Source organism: Kribbella sp. NPDC005582 (assembly GCF_040605415.1).
Classification (GTDB): domain Bacteria; phylum Actinomycetota; class Actinomycetes; order Propionibacteriales; family Kribbellaceae; genus Kribbella.
This window is the reverse complement of sequence record NZ_JBEXCU010000003.1, coordinates 1,078,514-1,103,731: the sequence shown is the minus strand read 5'-3', so window position 1 is coordinate 1,103,731 and position 25,218 is coordinate 1,078,514. Positions and strand designations below refer to the sequence as shown.

The following is a 25,218-nucleotide window of genomic DNA, read 5'->3' as shown; positions in this document are numbered from 1 at the left end:
GGCACTACTTGGTGGTGGCGAACGACAGCGCCCGCGCGAAGTCCAGCACCTGCTGGATACCGGCCGGGCCGTCGGCGGCCGCGCTGATCCGCAGCGAGATGTCGTCGGCGGCGACCGAGCCGGTGTAGCCGTGGTCGGCCTCGCAGTTCGGGTCGGCGCAGACGGCCGGCTCGAGGTCGATCCGGTTCACCATCCCCCAGCCGATCGTCAGCACGACCTCGCCGCCACCGGCCACGGCCGGGTCGGACTTGCCCGACGCGTAGCCCGCGGGGTTGGGAACCACCCGGTTCACCACCACCGCGTTCACCCGCGACAGCGGGATCGCCTCGGTCGAGGTCGACGCGTACGGCGCGCGGATCATGTCATCGGCGGCGTGCTCGTCGGTGTGCCCGACGATCAGCCGGGTCGGGGTCAGCGCCAGGATCGTGATGTGCCGCCGGACCTCGTCACGGTCGAACGTCGGTTCGTGCTGCAGGACGAAGGCCCGGATCGGCTCGTCGGCGATCGCGATCGCGAGCGAATCCGTCACCACGTCGGGGTAGTAACCACAGTGGTCGATCGCCGCGCGCAGCTCCGGGGAGGCGTCCACGAGCTCCGGTGTATTCAGGTCACGCATACCCTCATCCTTGCACGACCCGCGTACGCCGCGATTCCGCCTTGTGGACAACCTCCCCGGCAAGCGATCAGTTCGCACTTGCCTTCCGCAGCACCGGCGCGCCGGCCATCCCCGCCGCCGCGACCAGGACGAGCCCCACCACGACCTGCCCGATCAGCAACAGGATGCCGGAATTGCCTTGGGTGATGATCTGGCCGCCGCTCAGCGCGAGACCGCACAGGGCACCGAATGCGACCACCGGCAGACCAACGCCGACCACCGGTACCAGGGCCGCGAGTCGCGCCGACCGCTCGATCACAGACAGCGGTACGCCGGATCGCCGCAGCGCTCTCGCCGGTCCGGCCTGGTCGAGCGCCGTACCGACTGCACCGGCCGCCGTGGACGCGGCACCGGTCAGGAACACCAGCCCCATCAGCAGGGCGACGCCGATCCGCATGTCCTGCCAGATCGGGTCGTCGTCACCACCTGGCATGAAGACCGAGATGAAGCCGGCGACGAACCCGCTCAGCACCAGCGCGGCAACCGGCCGGAAGGCCGCCTTCGGATCGTCGGCGAGTCGGCGACCGGCCAGCAGCGCGACCGGGCCGTTGGCCAGGTTGGCCAGCATCTTCCCGATGATCTGCACCGCGAACGGCCCAAGAATCCGTACGGCGAGCGCCGCGAACCCGATCGCGATCAGCAGCGGCAGGATCGCCGCGCTCATCCCCAGCGAAGCCAGCGCGATCGGTCCGACCAGCAGTGGCACCAGCCGCAGCGCAGTGGTCGCCTTGCGCGTCTGACCCCGTACGACGCCCAGCGGCGTAATGCTGACCCGGCCGAGCCCGATCAGCGCACTGAGCACCGACAACACCGGTACGGCGGTCAGCACGATCAGAACCGTCCACCACGGCGGTGCGATGTCGGAGACGAACCAGCGGCCGCCGCCGAGCGGGATCTGCGCGATCAGTGGCGTCAGAACGACGTACCCGACCAGACCGACCACTGCGCCTGCCAGACCGAGTACTGCCTGTTCGACTGCGCTCAGCCAGAGCACCTGCGTTCTGGTGGAGCCTGCGAGCCGCAGCGCGGCCAGTCGGTGTTCACGACGCTTGGCTGCAACACCAGCGGCTTGGCCCACCAGACTGAGGAGCGGGAACAGCACCAGGACGATGCCGAAGGCCACTGCGATCAGTAGACCGCCGAGACGGCTGTCCATCGTGGTGGTCTGCCAGGTGTCAACGTAGTTCGGGTATTTGCTGTCGATCTTCTCCACACCGTGAATGAGGACCAGCTCCTCCGGTGAGGACAGTCCCTTGTCGGTGATCACGCCGGTCGGCTTGTCCAGCCCGAACTCGCTCTTCAGGCTGGCCCAGTGCTTGGCCACCTCCGGTGAGACGAACACCTCGCCCGGCTTCGGCGTGTGGTCGAGCCCCGGCGGAGGCGGCTGGTTGTTCGGCTTCAGGACGGCGAGGTCGACCTGCACCAGCGGCTTCCCGTCGACCTTCTTGCCGTCGACGTCGTGCAGAGCACCGATCGCCGTGGCCGCGTCACCCGAATCGGCACCCCGCCAGCCGATCCGGTCCGAGCGGTGCGAGATGCCGAGTGAGCCGGCGATCAGGAACGTCACCAGCAGCGCGACGATCGCGGTCGCCCCCAGCGCCGCGAGGTTGGCGGCCCGGCCGCCCGGTCCGGGGCGACGCACGAAACGCAGCCCCAGGTCGGTCATCGGATTCATCGGGCTGCGCCCATGGACTCGTGCACGCGACCGTCGACGATCGTCATGACCCGGTGGCAGCGGGCCGCGACCGAGTTGTCATGGGTGACCACGACAACCGCCGCACCGCGATGCGTCGCGGCACCGATCAGGAGATCGATGACCTGCGAACCAGTGGCCGCATCAAGTGCACCAGTCGGCTCATCGGCGAACACCACCTGTGGCTCGCCGACCAGCGCGCGGGCGATCGCGACGCGCTGCGCCTGACCGCCCGACAGCTCGCCAGGCCGGCGCCCGGCCTCGTTGGCCAGGCCGACCTGCGCGAGCGTGTTCCGCGCCCGGCCGATCGCCTCGCGACGGCTGACGCCGTCGACCATCAGCGGCAGCGCGACGTTCTCGTCGGCCGGCAGCTCGGCCAGCAACTGGTTGTCCTGAAAGACGAACCCGAGCCTGCGGCGGCGCAGTACTGTCCGGGCGGCGTCGTTCAGCTGGTCGACGCGCTCGCCACCCAGCCACACCTCCCCCTGATCCGGGGTGAGGATGCCGGCCAGCACATGCAGCAACGTCGTCTTGCCGTTGCCGCTCGGGCCCATCACGGCCAGCGCCTCGCCGGCGCGAACACCGACGTCGACCCCGGCCAGGCCGACGACATCTCCGTAGTACTTGACCAGGCCGTGTCCACTGAGGACGACCTGCGGTGCGAGTTGGGGACTCTGGAAGCTCATGCTGCCAAGACTTCCGCGGATCAGCTCCCGGTTCGTCGGCCCGTGGACCGGTCTTGCCGTCGCCTTCGGGTGCCCTTCGGCGACCCCACGTAGTACTGGAGTCGTACGTCTAGGTCAGCGTTTGGATCAGCTCGCTGCGCGTCGCCGTGTGAACGACCCGGCCGCGCGCCCCGTTGACGATCGGCAGGTACGGCGGCACGTGGCCGCACTCGACGTCGGCGATGATCGGGACGTTGAGCGGTCTCAAGGCATCAAGAACGGCTTCGTGCTGGGAGAGCGTGGCAGCGCCCGGAGCCCTGGTGCGGCCGACGAGAATCGCCTTCGCCTGGTCGAAGAAGCCGGCCAGCCGCATGCCGTGCAGGTTGCGGCAGATGGTGAAGGCCTGGTCCTCGGCCGCTTCGACGTACACGATCAGCTCGCCCAGCGCGGAGGGATCCAGGTACGGCGTACCGGCGAGGTTGGAGAGGACCTCGATGCAGCCGCCGATCAGGCGACCCTCGACCTCCACTTCACCTTCAGCATCAAGGCGGGTCCACCTGCCAGGCGTGTCGAGCGTGAACTCGCTGATCCCGGGCTGGTTCTGGTAGTCGTCCCACCCTTTCGAGCGGTACCGGTTCGGCGGGGTCTGAGTGAACTCGTGCCCTGCCGGCGCGGCCACGATGTCGAGCCAGGTCGCGAGTCCCTCGGGCGCCCGGTACGGCGTGTCCATGAGGTTGTTGCCGTGGATGGTCGCCGTACCGGTCATGAGCGTCAGCGGGGTGATGATCGTCGACATGTCGGAGAAGCCGACGACCCACGTCGGCTCGGCGGCGCGGATCCGGTCCCAGTCGAGCAGCGGGATCAGATCGATCGCCGTCTCGCCACCCCACGGCGGCACCACCGCGCGGATGTCCGGGTCGGTGAGCATCGCCATCAGCTCGGCGGCGCGCTCGTTCGCCGGGGCGCTGACATGTCCCTCGCCGTCCATGCAGTTGCCGACGACAACCTCGTACCCGCGGGACTCGACCGTGCGAATACCCGCGTCAAGGCGTGCGCGAAGAGCCTGCGCGACTCCGCTCGACGGAGAGGTGACGCCTACGCGGTCACCGGGGCGCAGGGGACGTGGATAGCGAACCGACATGGGCCGAATTCTCACATGACTGGTGGAGAAGGCCGAGGGAATTAAAAGGCTGACGGGTAGGCGTCGCGGTAGCTCAGCATGGTGCCGGCCGGGGTGGTGACGGTCTCCGCGTTGAGCACGGCGTGCACGATGGCGCGGGTCAGGGTGTGCGCGCCGGCCGCGAAGATCGTCTCCAGCTGGAGTAGCGCGGTCGGGTCGGTGACGCTGAGGCGCGGGCGGTCGTCTCGAAGAGGCGCCGTCGGGTCGGTGGCGTTGCGCGGGTGCTCATCCGGGAGGGGCGTCGGGTCAGTGGCGCTGCGCGGGTGCTCATCCGGGAGGGGCGTCGCGTCGGTGACGCGGGGGCGGTTGTCCGCCGGTTGGCGGGTCGAGAGGGCGAAGATGGTGTCGCCGTCTACGAGGGTGTGGATCGGGTCGAGCGCGCGGGCGAGTCCGTCGTGGGCGATCATCGCCATCCGCTTCGCGGCCGCCTTGTCGAGCGGCGCGTCGGTGGCGATCACGGCGATCACCGTGTTCATGGCGGAGCTCGCGCTCGGGCTGGGACTTGTCAGGCTGGGGCCGGCCGGAGCCGGCGGCGGTGGGTCGGTGGGCGTCTTCAGGTGGGTGAACTCGTCGCCGAGGCCGTAGCGCGCGCCGTACAGGACGCCGTTGGCGTCGACCGCGGAACCGGCCGCATTCACCACGACTAGCGCACCGACCATGGTGCCGTCGTCCAGCTGCTGACTCGCCGTGCCGACGCCGCCTTTCAGCGAACCGACCCTCGCCCCGGCGCCCGCGCCGTGGTTGCCCTGGGCAACGGGTCCGTCGGTGGCTGCTGCGATCGCGTCGGCACCCCAGGCCGGCTCCGGCCGGGCCTGGAAACCGCCCCCGCGACCAAGGTCGAACAGAACCGCGGTCGGCACGATCGGCACCACGTCGTTCGTCCCGGGGCCCACGCGCACGCCTTCACCGCGCTCCTCCAGCCAGCGCATCACGCTGCCCGCCGTGTCGAGGCCGAAGGCGCTGCCGCCGGTCAGGACGACCGCGTTCACGCCTGGGTTGGAGTTCACCGGGTCGAGCAGGTCTGTCTCGCGCGTGCCCGGTGCGCCGCCGCGCGCGTCCACGCCGGCAACCGCAGAGGCCGGTACGTGGATGACCGTCGTACCGGTCAGGTACGGCGCGTCCGTGCGCTCCACTTGGCCGACCAGCACACCGGGGACGTCAGTGATCGCGTTCTGCGGACCCGGCTGCATCGTCGCTCCTCGCCTCAAAAAGTAGTTGCCACCGACATTAGCGTGGACGGCATGAACACCGATCAGCTCTGTGGTCTGCTGGCCGAACCGTCCCGCCTGCGCACGTACTCCGCCGTCGTCCTCGGCGCCACCACGCCCGACCAGGTCGCCGGAAGCACCGGACTCCCGAACGCGACCGTCGGCAAGGCCCTCCAGAAGCTGATCAAAGCCGGACTCATCACCGCGTCACCAGCTCTCGCGGCTGACGAGTCAGTCTTCAAGGAAGCAGTGCGTGGACAGCAGACGGAGCGGACGCCACTCGACCCGGATCCAGAGCGCGATGCGGTCCTCAAGGCGTTCATCCGCGATGGCCGGCTGACGCATTTCCCGACGTACCCGGAGAAGCTGCGGATCGTCCTCGAGTACCTGGCCAAGACGTTCGAGCCGGACCGGGACTATCCCGAGACCGAGGTCAACACTCTCCTCAACCAGTGGCACCCCGACCACGCAGCCCTCCGCCGAGAACTCATCGAAGCCCGCCTGCTGGTCCGCACCAACAGCATCTACCGCCGAGCCTGAGTCAGGTCAGCCGGCGCACCGGGGTGTCCTGGCGCGGCTTCTCATTCGGCGCGATCCGGATGGCCGCGTCCAGGACGGTCGCACCTTGGACGCCGACCAGGACCGAGCGAAGATCCAACCGCACGACTTCCTCGAGGTCGAGGGTCAACCGCGAAACCCGGTGCAGCAGGTCCTCGATGGCGGCGATGTCGGCCGGCTCGGTGCCGCGGTAGCCGTAGAGCAGCGGGGCGGCGCGGACCTCGCGGACCATTTCCGCTGCGTCGCGAGTGGTGAGCGGCGGCATCCGGTAGGAGCGGTCGCCGAGCAGATCCGTCGCGACGCCGGACAGACCAAACGTCACCACCGGGCCGAAGGACACGTCCTCCACCGCCGAGATCACCACGGGCACGCCGGGCGGCGCCATCTTCTGTACGACGAACTGCGCGCGACCGGGATCGGACGCGACACCGAACGTGTGCGTCATCTCCGCCCACGCTGCCCGCATGTCGTCCTCGTCGTGGATGTGCCGCCAGATGTCGGCCAGGTCGGGGCGCATCCGCCACTGCTCGGCTGTCGCCTTCAAGATCACCTCGAAGCCGAGATCCGCCGCCCGGGCCACGGCCTCGTCCGCGCTCAGCACGGGGAAGGCGGGCAGCACGGTGATGCCGTAGAAGCTCAGCAGCAACTGCCGGTCGGGGTCGTCCAGGTCAGCACCCTTCGGATGCCGCTGCAGGTACTCCGTCACGAAGGCCTCGGCTCCCGAAGTATCCACATCCGGCAACTCCGGTACGCCGCTGTCCGACCGACGCCGCCATTCGGCGTACTGAGTCGCCTTGGCCAACGCACCGACGGCGTACTGAGGATTCAAGAACGACGGGATCGACCCACGCGCCGCTCCCCCGTCGTCATCCGGAACCTGCAACTCCTTCGGCACGCTCCGCGACGCAAGGAACGTCGACACCACTGGCTTGTCCGACCCCGCCGCCGCAGCAGCCAGTACGGCGGCCACCTCGGCGCCGCTGGATTGCACGGGCGGCGTGTAGATGACGACGACCGAGTGCACCCGGTCGTCGGCGAACACCTCGGTCAACGCGGCCCGGAAATCGTCGGCGGACGCGTCGGCGCTCAGGTTGCGCGGCTCACCGGCCACGTGCAGGTCACAGCCCGCCATCGTGTCCAGCGCGAGCAGGGTCAGAGCGTCGGAGTTGCTGACGATCGCCACCCGGCGACCCTTCGGCAGCGGCTGGTGAGCGAGCAGCTGCGCGACGTCGAACAGTTCGCCGGTGGTGTCGACGCCGATCAGACCGCTCTGCCGGAACATCGACTCGATCGTTGCGGCCGGCAACTTGCTGCGCCGGACCAGCTGACCGACCGGCACACCCTGCGTCGCCCGGCCCGACTTCAGCGCGACCACCGGCTTACGCCTCGCGAGCCGGCGCGCGACCCGGCTGAACTTCCGCGGATTGCCCAGCGACTCCAGATACAGCAGCACGACCTCGGTCGCCTCGTCGGAGTACCAGTACTGCATCAAGTCGTTGCCCGAGACATCGGCCCGGTTCCCCGCGGAAACAAACGACGACAGCCCGACACCACGCGCAGCCATGTCGGCCAGAATCGGTACGCCGAGCGCACCCGACTGACAGAAGAACGCGACCCGGCCGCGGCTCGGCATCACCGGCGACAGCGTCGCGTTCAACGACACCCCCGCAGCGGTGTTGATCAGCCCCAACGCGTTCGGCCCGATCACCCGCATCCCGTAGGAGCGAGCCAGCCCGACCAACTGCCGCTGCCGCCGCCGACCCTCGTCACCGATCTCAGCGAAACCGCTCGACACCACCACCAGACCACGCACGCCCTTGGCGGCACAGTCCAGCACGACGTCCGACACCATCTCGGCCTTCACCGCGACGATCGCCAGATCAACCGTGTCCGGCACCTCCCGAATCGTCGGGTACGCCGCAACGCCCTCGATCTCGGTCGCCGACGTGTCCGCGTTGACGGCGTACATGCTCCCGGAGAAGCCGGAGTTGCGCAGGTTGCGCAGCAACGCGTTCCCGATCGTGCCTTCGCGCCGCGACGCACCGATCACCGCGACACTCGCCGGCGTCAGCAACCGCGCGATCGACAGCGCCTCCGAGCGCTGCTCGCGAGCCTGCATCACCCCGAACGACGTGTCCGTCGGCGCGATGTCGAACTCGACCATGATCACGCCGTCCTCGAACTCGCGCGCGACCTTGTACCCGGCCTCGGTGAAGACGGTGATCATCTTGCGGTTGTCCGGCAGCACCTCGGCGACGAAGTGGTTGATCCCGTTCTCCCGGGCCGCCTGGGCCAGGTGCTCCAGCAACAGTTGCCCCAGGCCCCGGCCCTGGTGGGCGTCCTCAATCAGGAACGCGACCTCCGCCGTCCGCCGGCCGGTCCGCTCGTAGCGACCGACACCGATCATCTCGTTGCCCACGGTCACGATCAGCGCGAGCCTGTCGTGGTAGTCGACCTGCGTGAATCGCGCCACATCGCGGTCCGACAACTGCGGGTACGGGGCAAAGAACCGGTAGTACTTCGACTGCTCGGACACACGGGCGTAGAACTCGACGAGCAGGTCGGCGTCGCTCGGCGTGATCGGCCGCAGGCGGGCCGTCGCGCCGTCCCGCAGCACCACGTCGGCCTCGAAGTCCACCGGGTAATCGGCCGGAGCCTGCACGGCATACTGTGCAAGCTGTCCAGCTGACGTGTCATCCGGCGAAGTCACGCAGCCAGCGTACTCAACAGACCTGACAGGAGGCGGTGAATTTGGTCGCGCGGATCGCGCCAGTACTGGTGTTCCTGATCGCAGTGACCGTCATCGCCGAACTGGCCGACAAGGCCAAGGTCTTCGACGTGGCAGCCCGCGAAGCCGCCCACCTCGCCCGCGGCCGCGTCTGGCGGCTCTGGCTGCTCGTCGTCGTCCTGGCGACCGGACTGACGATCGTGCTCTCGCTCGACACCTGCGCGGTCCTGCTGACCCCGGTCGTGCTCGCGATGGCCCGCCAGCTCCACATCCCGCCCAAGCTGTTCGCGTTCACCACAGTCTGGCTCGCCGGTACGGCGTCGCTGCTGCTACCGGTGTCGAACCTCACGAACCTGCTCGCGCTGCACCAGTTCCGCAAACTGAACACGCCGTACCTCGAGGTCAGCTGGCGACCGGCCATCGCCGCGATCGTGATCACGGTCGTCGTACTGGCGGTGCTGTTCCACCGCGACCTCGGCCGCTCCTACGACGTACCGGCGACTCCCGCGGTCGAGGACAAAGTCCTCTTCTGGAGCGCGACCGCGGTCTGCGTACTGCTCGGGCCCGCCTTCGTCTCCGGCATCGAGGTCGCCTGGCCCGCCGGCATCGGAGCGCTCATCCTGGTCGTGCTGTTCGCGATCCGCCGCCGCAGCGAACTTCACTGGTCACTGATTCCGGCGAAGCTCGTGGTCGGCGTGGTCATCCTGTTCACCGTCGTCGCGTTCCTGACCGACCACGGCCTGGAGGAGATTCTCCGCCAGGTTGCCGGCACCACCTCTGACCTGCGCCTGAGCGCCACCGCGGCCCTCGGCGCCAACCTCTTCGACAACCTCCCCGCCTACCTCGCGATGGAACCGGTCGCCGCGTCCGACCCGCACCGGATGACCGCCCTCCTGATCGGCGTCAACACCGGCTGCCTGCTCACCCTCTGGGGATCCCTGGCCACCCTGCTCTGGCGAGCCCGCTGCAAATCCGCCGGCGTCACCATCACCTGGTGGTCCTTCCTCTGGCGCGGCCTCATCCTCACCCCGCTCGTGGTCACCGGAGCGGTTCTGGCGCTCTAGTCCTCGGGCTCCCGGCACGTCACGGGCGCATCGGCGCTCGTCTGCGTCGACACGACCAGACCGTCGATGCGGATCGTGCACGTAATCGGGCCCGACACACCCTCCGGCCGCCCAGCGGCAACCCGGGCCTGCCGCGTCATCCAGGTGTGGAACGTCATGGACCAGGGCAGCTCGACCGGATCACGACCCCACCCGGGATCGTCGTCCGTGACGTAGGTGAGCCGGACCTGAGCGCCGGGCGGCCCGGTCAGCTCGTAGCTAACATCGCGCTCGAGATTGGCCTTGGCCCAGAAGTACACCCCGACGAAGCCACCGACGATCAGCACCCCGAAGGCGCCGATGCCGATCAGGACGACGGTCAGGAGCCGCGAACGGCGACGTGGCGTGCTCATGACGGCGGTTCTATCGCGTGCCGAGGTCAGGGGGACGTTTACCGATCGGTAGTGGGTGGGCAATCATGCGGGCATGAGCGAAGCGGACAGCACCGAGCAGAGCACGGCGGATGTGACGCGGGAGTTCCGGACCGCCCGGGACTTCCTGGTCGCGCACCGGGAGGACTACGAGACGGCGTACCGGGACTTCAAGTGGCCGGCGTTCGAGCGGTTCAACTGGGCGCGCGACTGGTTCGACGCACTCGCGGTCGAGCAGGGCGAGGTGGCGGCGCTGACGATCCTCGAGGAGGACGGCGAGGTCAACACCCGCACGTACGCCGAGCTCGCCGAACACTCGCGCAAGATCGCCGGCTGGCTCACCGAGGCCGGACTCAAGCCGGGCGACCGGGTACTGATTGTGCTCGGCAACGTCGTACCGCTGTGGGAGACGATGCTCGCCTGCATCCGCGCCGGCGCGGTGATGATCCCCGCCACGACCCTGCTCACCGACGCCGACCTCGCCGACCGAATTGCCCGCGGCAACGTCCGAGCCGTGGTGACCGCCAGCGCCGAGACCAGCCGGTACGCCGGAATCGCGGACGACTGCCTGCGGGTCGCAGTCGGCGAGCCGGTCGACGGCTGGCTGCACTTCGACGACTTCGCGCAGTACGACGGTCCAGTGCCCGAGGTGGACACCGCGGCCGACGACTCGCTGCTGCTCTACTTCACCTCCGGTACGACGAGCCAGCCGAAGCTGGTCGAGCACACGCACGTCAGCTACCCGGTCGGCCACCTGTCGACCATGTACTGGATCGGCCTCCAGCCCGGCGACGTCCACCTGAACGTCTCGTCACCCGGCTGGGCCAAGCACTCCTGGAGCAACTTCTTCGCACCGTGGAACGCCGGCGCGACCGTCTTCCTCTACAACTACACCCGCTTCGACGCGGAGAAGATGCTGCGCGTCCTCCAGACGTACGGCGTGACCACGTTCTGCGCGCCGCCGACGGTCTGGCGGATGCTCATCCAGGCCGATCTGTCCGCGGTCGAGGTCGCGATCCGCGAGTGCATCTCGGCCGGTGAGCCGCTCAACCCCGAGGTCATCGAGCAGGTGCGCAACGCCTGGGGCATCACCATCCGCGACGGCTACGGCCAGACCGAGACGACCGCTCAGATCGGCAACCCGCCTGGTCAGCCGGTGAAGCTCGGCTCGATGGGCCGGCCGCTGCCCGGCTACGCGATCGCGCTGGTCGACCCGAGTACCGACGAGATCGGCGACGACGGTGAGATCTGCATCGAGCTCGCTCCCCCGCCGGTCCCGCTGATGCGCGGGTACCGCGACGCCGAGGAGCTGACCGCCGAAGCTACGCGCGGCGGTTTCTACCACACCGGCGACGTCGCCAGCCGCGACGAAGACGGCTACATCACGTACGTCGGCCGCTCGGACGATGTGTTCAAGGCGAGCGACTACCGGATCTCGCCGTTCGAGCTCGAGTCGGTCCTGATCGAGCACCCCGCGGTAGCCGAGGCGGCCGTCGTACCGTCGCCTGATCCGGTGCGGCTGGCCGTCCCGAAGGCGTACGTCGTCCTGGCCGCCGGTCATGAACCGACGCGGGAGCTGGCTGCGGAGATTCTGCAGTTCTGCCGCGACCACCTAGCGCCGTACAAGCGGATCCGGCGGATCGAGTTCGCCGAACTCCCGAAGACGATCTCCGGGAAGATCCGCCGCGTCGAACTGCGGACCGACGAGGCCACCAAGGTCGACAGCGGCACACACGGCGAACACGCCTACGACGAGTCCGACTTCCGCGACGCCTGATGTCGTTCGACACTGGTCTCGGGTACGCCGCGCTGATCGTCCTGCCACTGCTGATCGCGATCAGTGTGGTGGGATCCCGGTACGCCGGGCTGCGGCACGACAAGGGGATCGTCACGGCTGCCCTGCGAGCGATCGTGCAACTGGCGGCCGTCGGGCTGGTGGTCGGGTTCGCGCTACAGCACATCCTGGGCGCGATCGCGTTCGTGCTGCTGATGTTCGGCGTCGCGACGTTCACCAGCATGCGGCGGCTGCATCAGACTGCGGCGATCCGGAATCTATGGCTTTACTGCGGGGCTGCGATCGGCGCCGGTGCGCTGGTCGTGCTGCTGATCCTGATCCTGCCTGGTGTCGTCCCGCGGAATCCGGCCACCATCCTGCCGATGGGCGGCATCATCGTCGGCGGCGCGATGACCGCGACCACGCTGGCCGGGCGTCGGGTGCTGAGCGAGTACGGCGCCCGGTTCGGTGAGTTCGAGGCCGGGCTGTCGATCGGGCTGCTCCCCCGCGAGGCGTTCAAGCTCGTGGTCGGTCAGGTCGCCGGGGACGCGCTGCTGCCGGCACTCGATCAGACCCGGACTGTTGGGCTCGTCTCGCTGCCCGGCGCCTTCGTCGGGATGGTGCTCGGCGGTGCCTCTCCGGCCGCCGCCGCGGCGCTGCAGCTCGTCGTACTGATCGGCCTGATCGCCGCCGAGACGATCGCCATCCTGACCATCACGGAGCTGCTTTCGCGCTCTGCCCTACCGGACGGGCGTACGGTTTCCTCATGACCGACGACAACAACATCTTCACCAAGATCGACGCCCTGGTGGCGGAGGAGCACGAGCTCCGGAGCAAGCACGCGGCCGGCGAGATCGGCGACGGCGAGGAGCGCGAGCGGCTGAAGGCCCTCGAGGTCGAGCTGGACCAGTGCTGGGACCTGCTCCGCCAGCGCCGCGCCAAGCGCGAGTTCGGCGAGGACCCCGAGACCGCCGAGGCCCGCCCCGCCTCCACCGTCGAGGGCTACCTGAACTAACCCCGTCCCCGGGGCCGTTGTCGCTTTCCCCTCCAGAGCGCGTGACGCTCCGGGAGTTAGACAAGAACTCTTGTACAAAGCGCATTGCAGAATGTCAGAGCCTGACGGAGAGGTGCGAAGCAGCCGATCGCACCTCTCCTAGCTCCTCACCGCGGCCCCCGCCTGTCCGCCGCGCTCCCCTACCCCGCCGACACGCAGCCGGTCAGCACGCACTCCCCTGGCCGCAACCCCTCGGGTGATTCGGCGTGCGCTCCCCAGCACTTCTTCCCCGCGGTCAGAAGCCGCGGAGCTTCTCCGGCGTGATCCGGATGATCACCGAGTACTCCGCGTGGAACTGCTCCGTGGTCATGCCGAGATTGACGATGTCCTCGCCGTACTTGGCGTTGTAGATCGCGGCGACCTCACCCGCCAGCGGCTCGCTGTCGATGCGCGCCGTACCGGAGATGACACCGACGTCACCTCCGCCGTGCGTGGCGTTGAAGTGCACGGCGACCTGCGGATGCGCGGTGATGTTGTGCAGCTTGGCCTTGTGGCGCTGGCTGGCGATCAGGATCTCGCCGTCGTGCCAGAGGAACCACACCGGGTTCGGGGCCGGCGTCCCCGACTTCCCGACCGTGGTCAGCCAGACGATGCGTTCGTCGTCGAGCTGGCGTGCGATCCGCTTGCCGAAGTCGGTGGAGGTGTCGATCGAGAACATCCGGGCCCCTCAGGTCGTCAGGAAGGACCGAGACGAGCCCACTCGATCGCCGGGCAGTGGTTCATCACCATGGTGAGTCCCGCCGCGGTCGTGCGCGTGTAGGCGTCCTGGTCCACTACTCCCAGCTGGAACCACACCGCCTTCGCGTTGATTCCCACCGCCTGGTCGGCGATCGCGCCCGCCAGCTCGGACCGCACGAACACGTCCACACAGTCCACCGGGAACGGGATGTCGGCAAGGCTCGCATAGCCCTGCTCGCCGTGCACGGTCTCCGCCGACGGGTGTACAGGCACGATCCGCTTCCCGTGACTCTGCAGGAACCGAGCCACGCCGTACGCCGCTCGGTCGGTGTTGTTCGACAGGCCGACCACGGCCCACGTGTCGCAGTCGGCCAGGATCTTCCGGATGTCCGCGTCCATGCGGCTATGGTCTCTCAGCCACGCAAATACGTGAGTACCGCGGAGACCCGGCGATCGAGCCCGTCGTCCAGCTGCAGCTTCGCAAAGATGTTGCCGACATGCTTCCGTACGGCGGCCTCGCTCACCACGAGCTGGTCCGCGATCGCGCCGTTCACCCGGCCCTCGGCCATCAACGCCAGTACCTCGAGCTCGCGCGGAGTCAATGCGGCCAGCGGACCATCGTTCCGGCGGCGAGCCAGCAACTGCCGAACCACTTCCGGGTCGACCACCGTGCCACCGGACGCGACCCGGTCCAGCGACTCCAGGAACTCGGCCACATGCCCGACGCGGTCCTTCAACAGGTACCCGATCCCACCGGTCGTTGACTCGAGCAACGACGCCAGGTACGCATCGGCGACGTACTGCGAGAGCACCAGGATGCCGATCGCCGGGAACTCGGCCCGGATCGCGGCGGCCGCGCGCAAGCCCTCGTCGCTGTGCCCGGGCGGCATCCGGACATCGGTGATGACGAGGTCCGGCGGCTCCTTGCGAACGACCGCGAGCAGGGTGTCCCCGTCGCCAACACTGTCGCGGACCTCGTGCCCGGCGCGATCCAGAATGCTGGCCAGGCCCTCGCGCAGCAGCAGCGAGTCTTCGGCCAGCACAATGCTCAGTCGCCGAGTCGGCACGGGCACTCCATTCGCAGTCGGGTAGGCCCACCGGGTGGGCTGTCGACCACGAGTGTGCCGCCCAAGGCGTCCAACCTGGTCACCAGGCCGGTCAACCCGGTGCCCGCACCGACCGTCGCGCCACCGACGCCGTTGTCGGTGACCGTGATGACGAGCAGCTCTCCGTCGAGCCGGCCCGCCACCTCACACCGGGTTGCCTGCGCGTGCTTGGCCGCGTTCGACAGCGCTTCGCTCACCACGAAGTACGCCGCGGCCTCGATCGGCGGCGGTAGTCGTGAGTCCAGCAGCATCGATACGTCGACCGGCATCGGACTGCGGTCGGCCACCTCCCGGATCGCAGCCTCGAGCCCCAGGTCGACCAGCACCCGGGGATGGATACCCCGAACAGCTTCCCGCAGATCGGCCAGCGCCGCCTCCGCCTCGGAGTGCGCCTTCACGACCAACCGCCGCCCCTCCCCCTCGGGCAGGTCCAGCTCCGCGAGCCCGAGCGTCATCGTCAGACCGACAAGACGCTGCTGTACGCCGTCGTGCAGGTGCCGCTCGATCCGCGCACGCTCGGTCTCGAACGCGTCGACCAGGTCCAGCCGGGAGCGGCGCAGTTCGGCGACGTTCCGCTGCAGTTCCTCCTGCCGGGGACCAAGCATCGCCTTGGCCAGCGACGCCTCGGCCGCAGCCAGTACGCCGACCAGGTAGGAGCTGATGACGTAGAACACCGGACCGAAGGTCACGCTGAACAGGAGCCCCTCACCCACCGTGTCCAGGGTCCATGGCCCCATACCGACCTGCTCGGTGTCGGCCAGCACCGGAGTGACGATGGTGACCCCGAGGACCGCGGCAGAGAGCCCGGCCACTGCCGCACTGAACGGCCAGACCAGCACGCCGAGCACGAAGCCGTAGCCGAGCTCACGCATCGACGCCTGCTCGCGCCGGCGGAACTTGAGCTTCTCCCGCAGCGACAGCGACGCCGGCGTCACCGCATGCGGACTGCTGATGCCGGCCATCAGCATCAGGCCCGCCCGCCACCGCTCGGCGCCTCCGATCAGCACACCGGCCAGGGGGAACAGCGGGAGCAGCAGAATGCCGATCACGATCGGGCTGAGCAGCGCACTGGCCGCGGTGAGGCCGATCAGCACGCAGATGGTCAGCAGGCCGACCGGTACCGAGGTGAACAGGTACAGATAGGCGCGCCACGGCCAGGACGAAATCAGGAAGCGCGGGGATGCGAGCGCTTGCCAGCCCGTCAGAGGTCTCTCCACGCCGTCAACCCTAGGTCCGGCACCGGCCGGAGAGCGGTAGCGTGCGCGCTACTCCAGGTCTCTTGTGTAGGCCCGCGTACACAACGCATCTGAGCGGTTGGCTAGTGATATGACCGCAACCGCGCCCTCGTACCCCAGCGCCGTACCGGCCGCAGCGCCTGCTCTGGTGCTCGACGGGATCACCAAGACCTACCGCTCCAAGGCCGGTGGGGTCGATGCCCTGCGTGGCGTCACCTACCACTTCCCACGTGGCTCGTTCACTGCCGTGATGGGGCCGTCCGGGTCCGGCAAATCGACGCTGCTGCAGTGCGCGGCCGGACTGGATCAGCCGACGACCGGCGTCGTCGTACTGGGTGGGGTGAACCTGCACGGTCTCGGTGAGGTCGCGCTGACGAAGCTGCGTCGCGAGCAGATGGGTTTTGTGTTCCAGGCGTACAATTTGCTGCCGTCGCTGACCGTGTACGACAACGTCGCGCTGCCGCTTCGGCTGACCGGCAAGCGTCCGCAGCGGGGCGACATCCTCGGCGTACTGGAGCAGGTCGGGCTGGGCGACAAGGCCAAGCGCCGGCCGGCCGAGCTGTCCGGCGGTCAGCAGCAGCGCGTGGCGATCGCGCGCGCACTGATCACCAAGCCGTCGGTCTTCTTCGCCGACGAACCGACCGGGGCACTCGACAGCAACAGCAGCCGGCAGGTGCTCAGCTTGTTGCGTGAGGCAACTGACCGCGCCGGGCAGACGGTCGTGATGGTCACCCATGACCCGGTCGCCGCGGCGTACGCCGAGCGCGTGGTCTTCCTCTCCGACGGCCTGATCGCCGGTCACCTCGACCGCGGTACGCCGGGTCAGATTGCCGCGGCCATGAGCGATCTGGAGCGGTGATGTTCTTCCTGAGCAGGCAGACGGTCGGGCAGCACAGACATCTGTACGCCGGTGCGTTCGTGGCACTCGCGGTCGGCGTGTTCCTGCTCGGATTGGCAGCCACCGCCACCGCGGCGACCGTCGCCTATGGGACCGCCGGGCTCCCGAGCATCACTGTCACCACACTCGGTGATTCTGATGCGGCGCCGCGACCGGTCCGGGTGCCGTTGCCCGGTGCGGACGTGTCGGGGCTGCAGGTCGTGCTCAGTCTGGTCGGGACGATCAGCGGGTTCATCACGATCTTCGTCATCGCCAGCACGTTCGCGTTCGCCGTGGCATCTCGACGACGGGAGATCGGGCTGCTGCGGTTGATCGGCGCGACACCGCGGCAGATCCGCCGGATGATTCTTGGCGAGGCGTTGGTCGTGGCGCTCGCCGCGTCGGTCACTGGCGCGGTGCTGGCTCAGCTTGCTACTCCCCTGCTGCTGGACATCGCGTCGAACACCGAGCTAGCGCCGGTCAAGCTCGAGCCGGCTTCTCCGTGGTTGCCGCTGGCCATCGCGGTCTGTATCGGCCTGGTGGTGGCGATGCTGGGTGCGCGCTCGGCCGGGCGCCGGGCCGGCAAGGTCGGACCGATCGACGCGCTGCGCGAGGCCGCGGTCGAGTCCGGGCGGATCGGTCCGGTGCGGATGATTTTCGGGATCGTGGTGCTGGCCGGGTCGATCGTGCTGCTCTCGCTGATCCGGCCGTCGAGTGGCGAGGGCGTCGTACCGCTGTCGATGTTCACGCCGATGCTGCTGGTCATCGCACTCACGCTGCTCGCGCCACTCGTCGTACCGGTGCTTGGGCGGTTGTGGGCGCTGCCGCTGGTCGCGTGGACAAAGGTCAGCGGGCGGCTCGCACGCAGCAACGTGGTCGCGACACCGCGGCGCAGTGCGTCCCTGGCGGCGCCGATCCTGGCCATCTCCGCAATCGCCGGGTCCATGGTGCTCAGCCTCAGCTTCGCCGCCGACAGCGCGGTGGCAACCATCCGAGACACCCTCCAAGCACCAATCGTCGTCACCGCCGAAGGCGATCCCGCGGCTGTGCGCGCGGTGGCTGGGGTTGCAGCGGTGGACGCGGGACTGCCGGTGCAGTTCGTGCGGGCCGGCGCCGAGGATGCACTGCTCGAGGATGCTGAAGGGATCGATCCGGCGATCGCCGTGCAGACCCGTCGCCTGACTCCGCTCTCCGGTGACCTCAACCAGCTGACCGGCACCACGGTCGCGATCAGCAAGGAGACGGCCTCGATCGAGCACTACAAGGTCGGCGACGAGATCCCGGCGACGTTCCTCGACCACGCCGCGGTCAAGCTGCGGGTCGTGGCGATCGTCCCGGACGGATTCGGCGTGAACGCGTCCTTCCTGCTCCCGCTCGACCTCGTCCGGCAGCACGCACCGACGGCCAAACCCGACCACCTGTTCGTCCAGCCGGCGCCAGGCGTCGACCCCGGCGAACTCGTCGGCCGCATCGATCACGCCGTACTGGCCGCGCAGTGGGAGGCTGAGCAGGCGGACGGCGTGCGGCAGGGCAACCAACTCGGTCTGGTCCTGCTGCTCGGCCCCGCCGCGGTCTACAGCGCCATCGCCATCGCGAACACCCTGCTGATGGGCAGCCTGCAGCGGCGGCAGGAATTCGTCACCTCGCGGCTTCTCGGCGCGACGCCGAACCAGATCCGCCGGATGGTCCTGTGGGAGTCCTCGCTGGTCGGAATGGTCGCCCTCAGCCTCGGTACGGCGATCACCGTCACCGTCGGCGTCCTGATCCGGCACGCGATGACAGCCGGCATCCCCGACGTACCGGTGACGGTTCCCTGGGGTGTCCTGCTGGGCATCGCCGCACTTTGTCTGATCCTCGCGGTAGGGTCCGCCTTGGCTCCGACCGCATACATCCTGCGGGTCGTGAGTCGGGAAACTGTCGTTCACCAGCGACAATGAGGGCCACCGTTCGACCGAGGAGCAGTTCACCCGTATGGCACGCCGTTCCAGCACCACCGCCGAGCCCGAGGACTTCGAGGAGCGCATCCTCGACGTCGATGTCTCCGACGAGATGCGCACCAGCTTCCTGGAGTACGCCTACTCGGTGATCTACTCCCGGGCGCTGCCGGACGCGCGGGACGGGCTGAAGCCGGTGCAGCGGCGGATCCTGTTCTCGATGGCGGAGAACAACATCCGCCCCGACCGCGGCCATGTGAAGTCGGCCCGCGTCGTCGGTGAAGTGATGGGTAAGTACCACCCGCACGGCGACGGCGCGATCTACGACGCCCTGGTCCGGACCGCGCAGCCGTGGTCGATGCGGCTGCCGCTGATCGACGGGCACGGAAACTTCGGCTCGCTCGACGACGGCCCCGCCGCGATGCGGTACACGGAGTGCCGGATGGCGCCGTCCGCGATCGCGATGACCAACGGCCTGGACGAGAACGTCGTCGACTTCCGGCCGAACTACGACGGCCGCGAGGAAGAGCCGTCGGTGCTGCCGGCGGCGTTCCCGAACCTGCTGGTCAACGGCGCCGCCGGGATCGCGGTCGGCATGGCCACCAACATGGCCCCGCACAACCTGGTCGAGGTGATCCAGGCGCTGCGGCACCTGATCAAGAAGCCCGACGCGGACCTCGACGACCTGATGCGCTTCGTCCCCGGCCCGGATCTGCCGACCGGCGGCAAGATCGTCGGCCTGGAAGGCATCAAGGACGCCTACGCGACCGGCCGCGGCAGCTTCAAGATGCGCGCCACCGCCCGGATCGAGAACGTCACGCCGCGCCGCAAGGGCATCGTGGTCACCGAGCTGCCGTACACGGTCGGCCCGGAGAAGGTGATCGAGAAGATCAAGACCCTGGTCCAGGCCAAGAAGCTGCAGGGCATCGCCGACGTCAAGGACCTCACCGACCGCAGCCACGGCACCCAGCTGGTGATCGAGGTCAAGAACGGTTTCGTCCCCGAGGCGCTGCTGGAGCAGCTCTACAAGCTCACGCCGCTCGAGGACTCGTTCTCGATCAACGCGGTCTGCCTGGTCGACGGCCAGCCCCGCACCCTCGGCCTGAAGACGCTGCTCGAGGTCTACCTCGAGCACCGGTACGACGTCGTCCGCCGCCGCAGCGAGTTCCGCCGCAAGAAGGCGCAGGACCGGCTGCACATCGTCGACGGTCTGCTGATCGCGATCCTCGACATCGACGAGGTCATCCAGATCATCCGCAGCAGCGACGACGCCGCCGCGGCCCGGACCCGGCTGATCGACATCTACGACCTGTCCGAGATCCAGGCCAACTACATCCTGGACATGCCGCTGCGCCGGCTGACCAAGTTCTCCAAGCTCGAGCTGGAGACCGAGAAGTCCGAGCTGGAGCGCGAGATCGAGCGGCTGACCGCGATCCTCGAGGACGAGGCGCTGCTGAAGAAGACGGTCGGCGACGAGCTGGCCGAGGTCGCCAAGACCTACGGCACCCCGCGCCGGACCGTGCTGCTGGAGTCGTCCGGCGCCACCAAGACCGCCGCCGTACCGCTCGAGGTCACCGACGACCCGTGCTGGGTGCTGATGAGCTCGACTGGACTGCTGGCCCGCACCAACGGGGTCGACCCGTTCGGACCGGCCGAGGGCCGGGCCAAGCACGATGCGATCGTCTCCGCGATCAAGAGCACCGCCCGCGGGCAGTACGGGCTCGTCACCAGCGCCGGCCGGCTGATCCGGCTCGAGTCGCTCGACCTGCCCGCCGTACCGACGACGGCCGCCGCGCCGAACCTGCAGGGTGGCGCCCCGATCGCCGAGTTCGTCTCGCTGGAGCCGGGTGAGAAGGCGCTCGCGCTGACCACGATGGATCCCGAGTCGGTCGGTCTCGCGCTCGGTACGGCGGGCGGTGTGGTCAAGCGGGTCACTCCGGATCACCTGAGCAACCGCGACGCCTGGGAGATCATCCGGCTCAACGACGGCGACGAGGTCGTCGGCGCGGTCGAGCTCAGCACCGGCGAAGAAGAGCTGTGCTTCGTCACCTCGGACGCGCAACTGCTGCACTTCTCCGCCTCCGCGGTCCGTCCACAGGGCCGGACCGCCGGTGGTATGGCCGGTGTGCGGCTCAGCGCCGGCGCGAAGGTGGTCTTCTTCGGCGCGGTCGCGCCCGGCCGGGAGGCTCAGGTCGTCACAGTCGCCGGCTCGAACGCGGCGCTGCCGGGCACCGAGGTCGGCGCGGTCAAGGTGACGCCGTTCAGCGAGTACCCGGGCAAGGGTCGTGGGACCGGCGGTGTCCGCTGCCAGCGGCTGCTGAAGGGTGAGGACGGGTTGCTGCTCGCCTACGTCGGCGCGGCTCCGGTCAAGGCCAGCGCGAACAGCGGTGCACCGGTGGATCTGCCACCGATCGACCCGCGACGCGACGGTTCCGGCGTGCCGGTGGCCCAACCGATCGCGGCGGTGGCCGCCGACCTGGCAGGCTGACCCCATGAAGAGACTCGTCGCGCTGGGCGCGGTGCTCGTGCTGGCACTGGTCGGCTGCAGTGACAAGAAGGACGCCGGCGGTGGCGCCGGCAAGTCCGACGACGCCGTCGCGCAGCTCACGGCGGCGAAGAAGGCGATCGACGAAGCCGCCAGCGTGCACATCGTGCTGACCGGGCGGGACCTGCCGGACAGCGCGCAGACGCTGGCCAGTGGTGACGGCGTCGCGACGCATGCCCCGGCGTTCAAGGGCAAGCTCACGATCCGCACCGGCGGGGCGCCGATCGACTCCGAGGTCGTTGCCGTCGACAAGAAGGTCTACGCGAAGCTGCCGTTCACCGGGACGTTCGTCGAGCTCACGGCCGACCAGCTGACCGGTTTCGGCGCGCCGGACCCGGCGATCCTGCTGGACCCGGCGAAGGGCCTGACCTCGGTGCTGCCGGCGCTGAAGGACCCGAAGGTGAAGGGTGACACCCGCGACGGCGCCAAGGTGCTGACCGAGATCACCGGCGCGGTCCCGGGCAAGCAGCTGCAGGGGATCTTCCCGAAGGCTCCGGCCGACCAGGACTTCCCGAGCAGCTTCAAGCTCGACAAGGACACCAAGCAACTGGTCTCCGCGACGATTTCCGGGCCGTTCTACGACGGCGCCACCAGCAGCTACGACGTCACCTTCGACAAGTACGGCGAGCAAGTCACGATCACCAAGCCGTAGTGAACAACGCGGTGGCCGCCCGGCCGAGAGCCCAGCTCACGCTCGCGTCGATCGCGGTCGCGTTCGCGGCCGCCGACACGTACGTCGTCGTCCTCGCGCTGCCCGACCTGATGTCCGGGGTCGGGCTGTCCGCGGACGAACTGCAACGGGCAGCGCCGATCATCTCCGGCTTCCTGCTCGGCTACATCGCGGTGCTGCCGCTGATCGGGCGGATCGCGGATGTCGCCGGACGGACGCCGGTCCTGGTCGGCGCGCTGATGCTGTTCGCCGTCGGGTCCCTGATCACAGCGGCGGCCTACGACTTACCCTCCGCGGTAACCGGTCGGTTTCTCCAGGGCGTCGGCGGTGGCGGGCTCGTCCCGGCCACGCTCGCGCTCGTGGCTGATCTGTGGCCGGCCCAGCGGCGAGGGCTGCCGCTGGGCGTGGTCGGCGCGGTCCAAGAGCTAGGCGCCGTCCTGGGACCGCTGCTGGGCGCAGCCGTCCTGGCCATCGCCGATTGGCGCTACATCTTCTGGCTGAACCTCGTTGTCGCGGTGGTGCTCGCGTTGCTGCTCCGCGGACTCCGGCGACCACCTCTGTCAGCCTTGTTGGGTCTCCTCGCGGCTGCGGCTCTCGGACTCACACTGACCGCACCACAACGGCTCGCAACTGATGTGACACTCGGCCTGCCCTTCGTGCCGTTCAGCGGTACGTCGAGACTCCTCACGCCCATCGGCGTCGCGACTCTCGTGCTCGGTCTGCTCTGGGCAGTGCTCGCAGTACGGCGTACTCAGGTGGTTGGCCTCCTCAAGCAGGTCGACCTACCTGGCGCCTTGCTGCTCGCTCTCGCGCTCTCCGGCGTCGTCCTGGCCTTCGCCACGGCCGATCCTGAGCGTGAGCTGATGTCTCCCGCCGGCCCTTGGCTGCTGATCGGCGCGGCCGTCTTCGCGGTGGCCTTCGTCGTTTGGCAACGCCGGACGCCGCGGGCCATCGTCCCGGCCGGTCTGCTCGCGGCCCGGCCGGCCTGGGGCTCGCTCGTGGTGAGCTTCCTGGTCGGCTGCGCGCTGATCGCCGCGCTGGTCGACGTACCGGTGTTTGCGCGTACCACCCAAGGCGGCGGGCAGCTTGCCGCCGCACTCGTGCTCGTGCGATTCCTGATCGCGCTGCCGGTCGGCGCGGTCGTGGGCGGTTGGCTGACCCGGCGCTACGGACTCGGGCTGATCACCGGCGCCGGGCTCGCGCTGGCCGGGGCGATGTTCGTCGTGATGGCGTTCTGGAGTCGCGACGCGCTCGATCACGTCGGAGCGACCGTCGTACTGGTGCTGTGTGGATTCGGCTTCGGCCTGGCACTCTCGCCGGTCAACACGGCGATTCTCGGCGCTACTCCCCCGGCGGATCACGGGCTGGTCAGCGCGCTGGTCGTCGTCGCCCGGATGGTCGGCATGCTGGTGGGCGTGTCGGCGCTGACCGCGATCGGGCTGCGCCGGTACTTCGCGATCGTCGACGACGTACCGTCACCGAACGAGCTGTGTCCGACGGCACCGGCGTCCTGCCGGCCGTTCATCGACGCGCTCCGCGACGCGGCCGTTTCACAAACGCACGCGATCTTCGCGGGCGCCGCCGTCTGCGCTTTCCTGGCCGCGATTCTGGCGGTCGCGCTGCTCGGTCGACGTGGCGTTGTGCACATTTGACGGTCTTTTGCTGGACGCTGCACGGGACTGAGGGCTGCCTAACCTACAGTGGAGCCGTGAGAGTTCCGCCCGACGCGACCGGTCGGCCCGGCCTGTGCTCGACGTTCTGCCGTCAGCTGCTGGAGCCGCTGCCCGGATCAGCCATCGTCGCCAGCGGCTGGGTCGTCCTGGAACAGCCCGGTCCGTGGGGTGCCGATGCCGTCGTCAACAGTCACCTGAACCCGGAGTTCGGTGGCCGGTTCGATGCCGAATGCAAGAAGGCAGATGTCCGCTTCGGCCTGATCCGGACGCCGGGCCGGCACTCCTTCCCGGCCAATCACGCCCAGCAGGTGTACGTCGCCTCGACCGTGCCCGGCAGGTCCTGGCTACTCACCGCCCATCTCGACGACCCGCTGGTACTCGAGCGGCTCGATCTCGCCGCCATCGCCCGCGGCGACCGCGAAGCTGTCGAGACCTCGCTGCCCGGTCTGGTGCCGGTCGACGAGTCGATCATGCTCGTGTGCACCAACGGCAAACGTGACGAGTGCTGCGCGATTCTCGGCCGCCCGCTGGTCAACGCGCTGGCCACGGCCAAGCCCGGCCGCGTCTGGGAGGCCAGCCACCTCGGCGGCCACCGCTTCTCCCCCACCGCCGTCCTGCTGCCGCCCGGCACCATGCACGGCCACCTGGACTCCGAGACCGCACTCGATGTGCTCGCGGCCTCGGACCGCGGCGAGACCCTGCTCACCGGTCTGCGTGGCCGCACCACGTGGACGAAACGCGGTCAGGCCGCGGAGATCGCCGTACGCCACCAGACCGGTGAGCTTGCCTTGGACGCCCTCACCGTCGCGGGCGAAGATCTGGAATCCGTGACAGTGTGGCATCGCGACGGACGGTCCTGGGTCGTCCCGGTGACCAGCGCGCCCGCCGGTCCACCTCGTCCGGAGTCCTGTGGAAAGGAGCCGTTCGCGATGTCGATCCTCAACGCCGGAACCCCGGCCCTGGCCCTGGAGACCGCCCGATGACCACTGGTTTCGAAGACCTCCTCGCCGCCAACGCCGAGTACGCCGCCGATTTCCACTACGGCGGCTTCGACGGAATCGCCCATGCCGGCGTCGGCGTGGTCACCTGTATGGACTCGCGCATCCCGCCGCTGGAGATGCTCGGCCTCAAGCCGGGGGACGCCAAGGTCCTGCGCAGCGCGGGCGGCCGGGTCACCGAGATCACGCTGACCGGACTCGTCCTCGGCGTGAACCTGCTCGGCATCCGCCGGGTCATGATCATCCCGCACACGCGCTGCGCGATGGCCGCGATGTCCGAGGACGACCTGCGCGCCAAGGTCGAGCAGGCCGCCGGGAAGCCGGCCGGCTACCTGCCGATCAACGTCATCCCCGACCAGCTCGAGGCGCTCCGCCACGACGTCACCGCCGTCCGCGAGCACCCGCTGATCAGCGAGGAGATCCTCGTCGGCGGCTTCATGTACGACGTGGACACCGGTCTGCTGACCCAGCACGTCTGAGTGTTCGGCCGGTCCAGGCGGTCCGGCGGCATGG

General features: G+C 69.0%; 23 protein-coding genes. 12 read left to right on the top strand and 11 right to left on the bottom strand.

All coding sequences use genetic code 11. From position 1 onward, the window contains the following. Positions 1-4: 4 nt before the first annotated feature. The 5 genes from ABZS29_RS22775 to ABZS29_RS22755 all read right to left on the bottom strand — a co-directional run bounded on the left by ABZS29_RS22775 (position 5) and on the right by ABZS29_RS22755 (position 5,383). On the bottom strand, positions 5-616 hold the full coding sequence (locus tag ABZS29_RS22775) for a DUF5998 family protein (protein ID WP_355464280.1): 612 nt from the start codon (positions 614-616) through the stop codon (positions 5-7). Between the two features lie 67 nt (positions 617-683). Continuing rightward, positions 684-2,321, bottom strand: a complete 1,638-nt coding sequence (locus ABZS29_RS22770) for an FtsX-like permease family protein (RefSeq protein ID WP_355464279.1) — start codon at positions 2,319-2,321, stop codon at positions 684-686. 5 nt (positions 2,322-2,326) lie between these two features. Then, positions 2,327-3,034, bottom strand: coding sequence for an ABC transporter ATP-binding protein (locus ABZS29_RS22765; RefSeq protein ID WP_355464278.1), 708 nt, complete (start codon positions 3,032-3,034; stop codon positions 2,327-2,329). 109 nt (positions 3,035-3,143) lie between these two features. Next, positions 3,144-4,154, bottom strand: a complete 1,011-nt coding sequence (locus tag ABZS29_RS22760) for a S66 peptidase family protein (protein ID WP_355464277.1) — start codon at positions 4,152-4,154, stop codon at positions 3,144-3,146. Positions 4,155-4,195: 41 nt separating this feature from the next. Next, positions 4,196-5,383: a P1 family peptidase gene (locus ABZS29_RS22755; RefSeq protein WP_355464276.1), complete on the bottom strand. Its 1,188-nt coding sequence runs from the start codon at positions 5,381-5,383 to the stop codon at positions 4,196-4,198. A gap of 51 nt (positions 5,384-5,434) precedes the next feature. Between ABZS29_RS22755 and ABZS29_RS22750 the strand changes: the two genes are divergently transcribed. Continuing rightward, positions 5,435-5,941, top strand: coding sequence for a DUF2087 domain-containing protein (locus ABZS29_RS22750; RefSeq protein ID WP_355464275.1), 507 nt, complete (start codon positions 5,435-5,437; stop codon positions 5,939-5,941). A gap of 1 nt (position 5,942) precedes the next feature. Here the strand turns inward: ABZS29_RS22750 and ABZS29_RS22745 are convergent, their stop codons facing one another. Next, entirely contained in the window at positions 5,943-8,669 is a 2,727-nt protein-coding gene (locus ABZS29_RS22745; protein WP_355464274.1) for a GNAT family N-acetyltransferase, read from the bottom strand. A 35-nt stretch (positions 8,670-8,704) separates the two neighbouring features. Here ABZS29_RS22745 and ABZS29_RS22740 point away from each other — a divergent pair, with 35 nt between their 5' ends. Then, entirely contained in the window at positions 8,705-9,751 is a 1,047-nt protein-coding gene (locus ABZS29_RS22740) for an SLC13 family permease (protein ID WP_355464273.1), read from the top strand. On the opposite strand, the gene ABZS29_RS22735 is transcribed toward ABZS29_RS22740, so the two are convergent. Next, the gene (locus tag ABZS29_RS22735; protein ID WP_355464272.1) at positions 9,748-10,143 is read right to left on the bottom strand and encodes an MmpS family transport accessory protein; all 396 of its coding nucleotides are present in this window, start codon (positions 10,141-10,143) and stop codon (positions 9,748-9,750) included. The two genes, ABZS29_RS22740 and ABZS29_RS22735, sit on opposite strands and share 4 nt — an antisense overlap. A 73-nt stretch (positions 10,144-10,216) precedes the next feature. Between ABZS29_RS22735 and ABZS29_RS22730 the strand changes: the two genes are divergently transcribed. Genes ABZS29_RS22730 through ABZS29_RS22720 form a run of 3 tightly spaced genes read left to right on the top strand, consistent with a single transcriptional unit; the run spans position 10,217 to position 12,950 of the window. Beyond that, positions 10,217-11,938: an AMP-binding protein gene (locus ABZS29_RS22730; RefSeq protein WP_355464271.1), complete on the top strand. Its 1,722-nt coding sequence runs from the start codon at positions 10,217-10,219 to the stop codon at positions 11,936-11,938. After that, positions 11,938-12,705 carry an ABC transporter permease gene (locus ABZS29_RS22725; protein ID WP_355464270.1) on the top strand — a complete coding sequence of 256 codons (768 nt, stop codon included), beginning with the start codon at positions 11,938-11,940 and terminating at the stop codon, positions 12,703-12,705. The genes ABZS29_RS22730 and ABZS29_RS22725 overlap by 1 nt, the downstream gene beginning before the upstream one ends. After that, positions 12,702-12,950 carry a DUF2630 family protein gene (locus ABZS29_RS22720; RefSeq protein WP_355464269.1) on the top strand — a complete coding sequence of 83 codons (249 nt, stop codon included), beginning with the start codon at positions 12,702-12,704 and terminating at the stop codon, positions 12,948-12,950. The genes ABZS29_RS22725 and ABZS29_RS22720 overlap by 4 nt, the downstream gene beginning before the upstream one ends. A 274-nt stretch (positions 12,951-13,224) precedes the next feature. On the opposite strand, the gene ABZS29_RS22715 is transcribed toward ABZS29_RS22720, so the two are convergent. The 4 genes from ABZS29_RS22715 to ABZS29_RS22700 are packed head-to-tail and all read right to left on the bottom strand — an operon-like array spanning position 13,225 to position 15,990. Then, the gene (locus ABZS29_RS22715) at positions 13,225-13,647 is read right to left on the bottom strand and encodes a TIGR03667 family PPOX class F420-dependent oxidoreductase (protein ID WP_355464268.1); all 423 of its coding nucleotides are present in this window, start codon (positions 13,645-13,647) and stop codon (positions 13,225-13,227) included. A gap of 17 nt (positions 13,648-13,664) precedes the next feature. Next, positions 13,665-14,066, bottom strand: coding sequence for a CoA-binding protein (locus ABZS29_RS22710; RefSeq protein ID WP_355464267.1), 402 nt, complete (start codon positions 14,064-14,066; stop codon positions 13,665-13,667). A 14-nt stretch (positions 14,067-14,080) separates the two neighbouring features. Further along, complete coding sequence (locus ABZS29_RS22705) at positions 14,081-14,734, bottom strand: response regulator transcription factor (protein WP_355464266.1); 654 nt, start codon at positions 14,732-14,734, stop codon at positions 14,081-14,083. Continuing rightward, positions 14,716-15,990 (bottom strand): sensor domain-containing protein, encoded by a 1,275-nt coding sequence (locus ABZS29_RS22700; protein ID WP_355464265.1) that lies wholly within the window; start codon positions 15,988-15,990, stop codon positions 14,716-14,718. The genes ABZS29_RS22705 and ABZS29_RS22700 overlap by 19 nt, the downstream gene beginning before the upstream one ends. A gap of 109 nt (positions 15,991-16,099) precedes the next feature. On the opposite strand from ABZS29_RS22700, the gene ABZS29_RS22695 reads away from it, so the two are divergent. From ABZS29_RS22695 to ABZS29_RS22665, 7 genes are read left to right on the top strand one after another with little or no spacing between them, the layout of a single operon-like run. Then, the gene (locus tag ABZS29_RS22695) at positions 16,100-16,867 is read left to right on the top strand and encodes an ABC transporter ATP-binding protein (protein ID WP_355464264.1); all 768 of its coding nucleotides are present in this window, start codon (positions 16,100-16,102) and stop codon (positions 16,865-16,867) included. After that, the gene (locus ABZS29_RS22690; RefSeq protein WP_355464263.1) at positions 16,867-18,822 is read left to right on the top strand and encodes an ABC transporter permease; all 1,956 of its coding nucleotides are present in this window, start codon (positions 16,867-16,869) and stop codon (positions 18,820-18,822) included. Before ABZS29_RS22695 ends, ABZS29_RS22690 begins: the two co-directional genes overlap by 1 nt. Before the next feature lie 34 nt (positions 18,823-18,856). After that, positions 18,857-21,307 (top strand): DNA topoisomerase IV subunit A, encoded by a 2,451-nt coding sequence (locus tag ABZS29_RS22685; RefSeq protein ID WP_355464262.1) that lies wholly within the window; start codon positions 18,857-18,859, stop codon positions 21,305-21,307. Between the two features lie 4 nt (positions 21,308-21,311). Next, positions 21,312-22,016 carry an LppX_LprAFG lipoprotein gene (locus ABZS29_RS22680; protein WP_355464261.1) on the top strand — a complete coding sequence of 235 codons (705 nt, stop codon included), beginning with the start codon at positions 21,312-21,314 and terminating at the stop codon, positions 22,014-22,016. After that, positions 22,016-23,686, top strand: coding sequence for an MFS transporter (locus ABZS29_RS22675; RefSeq protein ID WP_355464260.1), 1,671 nt, complete (start codon positions 22,016-22,018; stop codon positions 23,684-23,686). Before ABZS29_RS22680 ends, ABZS29_RS22675 begins: the two co-directional genes overlap by 1 nt. Before the next feature lie 56 nt (positions 23,687-23,742). Next, positions 23,743-24,690 (top strand): sucrase ferredoxin, encoded by a 948-nt coding sequence (locus ABZS29_RS22670; protein WP_355464259.1) that lies wholly within the window; start codon positions 23,743-23,745, stop codon positions 24,688-24,690. Further along, positions 24,687-25,184, top strand: a complete 498-nt coding sequence (locus tag ABZS29_RS22665) for a carbonic anhydrase (RefSeq protein WP_355464258.1) — start codon at positions 24,687-24,689, stop codon at positions 25,182-25,184. The genes ABZS29_RS22670 and ABZS29_RS22665 overlap by 4 nt, the downstream gene beginning before the upstream one ends. Positions 25,185-25,218: the final 34 nt, after the last annotated feature.